The sequence below is a fragment of the Pseudomonas sp. MD195_PC81_125 genome (assembly GCF_014060985.1).
Taxonomy (GTDB): domain Bacteria; phylum Pseudomonadota; class Gammaproteobacteria; order Pseudomonadales; family Pseudomonadaceae; genus Aquipseudomonas; species Aquipseudomonas parakoreensis.
The window spans coordinates 1-3,268 of sequence record NZ_JABULD010000444.1 but is presented as its reverse complement, the minus strand read 5'-3'; the positions used below and the strand labels follow the sequence as shown (position 1 = coordinate 3,268).

Here is a 3,268-nt window from a genome sequence, read left to right as displayed (position 1 = left end):
TCAAGGCTGCCCGGGAAAACCCGCGCGTGCTCAAGGAACCCGAGCCGCACGTGTACTTCCTCAATTTCGGCGAAAGCACCCTCGATCACGAACTGCGTATGCACGTACGTGACCTCGGTGACCGCAACCCGGTGATCGATGAAGTGAACCGCTTCATCAACCGCGAATTCAAGAAGCAGCACATCAACATCTCGTTCCGCCAGATGGAGGTGTACCTGAAAAACCTTCATGGCCAGGAATACAAGCTGGTACCCATCGAAGACGAGAACAAAACCATCGTCCCGATCGGCGGGGAGCAAAAGCCGCTGCAAGAGCCGCCGCCGGCCAAACTCGACTAACCGGACTGATCCCAGCAGAATGCTCGGACATTCTGCTGGAGCCGGCCCTTGAAAGCCCTCGACGAACTGACCTTCGACAATCGCTTCGCCCGCCTCGGCGACGCGTTCTCCGCCCATGTGCTGCCCGAGCCGATCGACAACCCGCGTCTGGTCGTCGCCAGCCCGGCGGCGCTGGCCCTGCTCGATCTCGAACCGACGACGGCGGACACTCAGGAATTTGCCGAACTGTTCGGCGGCCACAAGCTGTGGGCCGATGCCGAGCCGCGGGCGATGGTCTATTCCGGGCACCAGTTTGGCGGCTACACACCGCAACTGGGTGACGGTCGCGGGCTGTTGCTCGGCGAGGTGTATAACCAGGCCGGCGAACATTGGGATCTGCACCTGAAGGGCGCCGGGCAGACGCCGTTTTCGCGCATGGGCGATGGTCGGGCGGTGCTGCGTTCATCGATCCGTGAATTTCTCGCTTCCGAAGCGCTGCACGCGCTGAACATCCCGACTTCACGCGCGGCCTGCGTGATCGGCTCCGACACTCCGGTGTGGCGCGAAAAGCAGGAACGCGCGGCGATGGTGCTGCGTCTGGCGCCAAGCCATATCCGTTTCGGCCACTTCGAATATTTCTATTACACCAAGCGTCCCGAGCAGCAGAAGCAGCTCGGCGAGCATGTATTGGCGATGCACTACCCCGAATGCCTGGAGCAGCCGGAGCCGTATCTGGCGATGTTCCGCGAAATTGTCGAGCGTAATGCCGAACTGATTGCCAAATGGCAGGCGTACGGCTTCTGCCACGGGGTGATGAACACCGACAACATGTCGATCCTCGGCATCACCTTCGACTTCGGCCCGTTCGCCTTCCTCGACGATTTCGATGCCCACTTCATCTGCAACCATTCCGATGATCAGGGTCGCTACTCGTTCAGCAATCAAGTGCCGATCGGCCAGTGGAACCTCAGCGCCCTGGCCCAGGCGCTGACGCCGTTCATCAGCGTCGAAGCCCTGCGCGAAACCCTCGGCCTGTACCTGCCGCTGTTTCAGGCGCACTACCTCGACCTGATGCGCCGCCGCCTCGGCTTCACCAGCGCCGAAGATGACGACCAGAAATTGCTCGAAGACCTGCTGCAATTGATGCAGAACAGCGGCGTCGACTACAGCTTGTTCTTCCGCCGCCTCGGCGAAGATTCAGCAGAACAGGCTGTCGCCCAATTGCGCGATGACTTCGTCGATATCAAAGGCTTCGACGCCTGGGGCGAACGCTACGTGGCACGGGTTGCCCGCGATGGCGACAGCGATCAGGAACAGCGCCGCACACGGATGCACGCGGTCAATCCGCTGTACATCCTGCGCAACTACTTGGCGCAAAAAGCCATCGATGCCGCCGAACAAGGCGACTACTCCGAGGTGCGCCGGCTGCATGCGGTGCTGAGCAAACCGTTCGACCAGCAACCGGGGATGGAGGCGTATGCCGAGCGGCCGCCGGAGTGGGGCAAGCATCTGGAGATCAGTTGTTCGTCTTGAGGCAGACTAGATGAATACGTCTACAGGCACCTTGAAGTAGTCGGCCAGCCAGCGAACTTGCCGCAAGTTCAACTTGCGCTTGCCGTTCAGAATTTCCGAAACAACAGATTGAGTACCCACACCCGGCAGGTCGCTCTGAGTCAGTCCATGTTCGCGCATCAGGTAGCCAAGGACCTCTTCGCCGCTCGCCTCGGCCATCGGATGGTGTGTGCGATCCCACTCCCCAATCCAGTCACTGATGATGTCCACCAGACTCGCGAGCGGATGCGAGCCATCATCACCGGTTATCTCAAGGATCTCGTCAACGGCCTGAACCAAGACGTCGTAATCCTCTTCATTTTTCGGTTTTCGCAGCAACGGAGAGACAAACTCCCAGTGCTCGGCAACTGTCTTGATCAAACTACTCATACCTTTCCCTCCTTCCATTTGCCCCGATCGTATTCGCGGTGGTCGAGCACATGCTTGATGTAGAGCCTTTGTGACCGATAACTGACAAAAGCGATTAGCCTCAATTTGTTGCCACCAATGTCGAAAACGTGGAGATCACCCACCTTGTCGGTGGCAGGAAATATCGACTTCATTGCCGCGAAGTCCTTTGGATAACTCCTGCTTGCCAGACGAAACCATTGCGCTAGCGCGCTTGCTGCCTGTGGCCACTGCTCCTTGGCCTCACGAATGGGTTTTTCACTGAACACATGCATGCAACATCCTTATCGCATTCTGCTATGGGGAGTTAATCACAAAACAAAATTATCGCAACTTGCGATACACCCAGGCAGACCAACGGTCTGCCTGGGTACGACTCAGCCTAGATCCAACATTGACATCCGCATGATTGAAAATATGAGCAAACGTCTCCAACTAGGATTTATCGCCCTTCACTGGACCTCGCTCATGACCACCCAATTACTGATCCCCTGCCCTACCTGCAACGGCCTCAACCGCATCCCCGCCGAACGCCTCGCCGACCAGCCAAAATGCGGGCGCTGCAAGTCCGAGGTGCTACTGAGCAAGCCGTTCGAACTCAAGCAAGGTGACTACGCCAGCCAGATCAAGGGTGATCTGCCGTTGTTGGTGGATGTGTGGGCGGACTGGTGCGGGCCGTGCAAATCGTTTGCGCCGGTATTCGAGCAGGCGGCGGCGCAGTTGGCGGGCAAGTGCCGGTTGGCCAAGCTCGACAGCGAAGCCAATCAGCAGTTGTCGGCGCAGTTGGGGATTCGTTCGATTCCGAGTTTGATTCTGTTCAAGAACGGCCGGGAGGTGGCGCGCCAGAGCGGGGCGTTTCCGTTGCCGCAGTTGCTGGCATGGCTGCGTAGCCAGGGCATCTGACCCTCCACAGGCCCCCATGTGGGAGCGAGCCTGCTCGCGAAGGCGCCCSTTCAGTCAACCGAGATGTTGAACGTGCGGGCCGCTTCGCG

4 protein-coding genes and 1 pseudogene are annotated in these 3,268 nt (G+C 58.9%); 3 read left to right on the top strand and 2 right to left on the bottom strand.

Annotated features, from left to right (window positions below):
* Both HT737_RS18000 and selO read left to right on the top strand, forming a co-directional pair.
* Positions 1-338: pseudogene (locus HT737_RS18000) on the top strand (mechanosensitive ion channel domain-containing protein); the annotation flags it as partial.
* Between the two features lie 48 nt (positions 339-386).
* Entirely contained in the window at positions 387-1,850 is a 1,464-nt protein-coding gene (gene selO, locus HT737_RS17995) for a protein adenylyltransferase SelO (protein WP_182403509.1), read from the top strand.
* Between the two features lie 6 nt (positions 1,851-1,856).
* On the opposite strand, the gene HT737_RS17990 is transcribed toward selO, so the two are convergent.
* Together HT737_RS17990 and HT737_RS17985 are read right to left on the bottom strand one after the other, a co-directional pair.
* Complete coding sequence (locus HT737_RS17990) at positions 1,857-2,258, bottom strand: type II toxin-antitoxin system HigA family antitoxin (RefSeq protein WP_047290920.1); 402 nt, start codon at positions 2,256-2,258, stop codon at positions 1,857-1,859.
* Positions 2,255-2,551, bottom strand: coding sequence for a type II toxin-antitoxin system HigB family toxin (locus HT737_RS17985; RefSeq protein WP_047290919.1), 297 nt, complete (start codon positions 2,549-2,551; stop codon positions 2,255-2,257). Before HT737_RS17985 ends, HT737_RS17990 begins: the two co-directional genes overlap by 4 nt.
* A gap of 193 nt (positions 2,552-2,744) precedes the next feature.
* Here HT737_RS17985 and trxC point away from each other — a divergent pair, with 193 nt between their 5' ends.
* Positions 2,745-3,179 (top strand): thioredoxin TrxC, encoded by a 435-nt coding sequence (trxC, locus tag HT737_RS17980; protein ID WP_182403507.1) that lies wholly within the window; start codon positions 2,745-2,747, stop codon positions 3,177-3,179.
* The last annotated feature ends 89 nt before the right edge of the window (positions 3,180-3,268 follow it).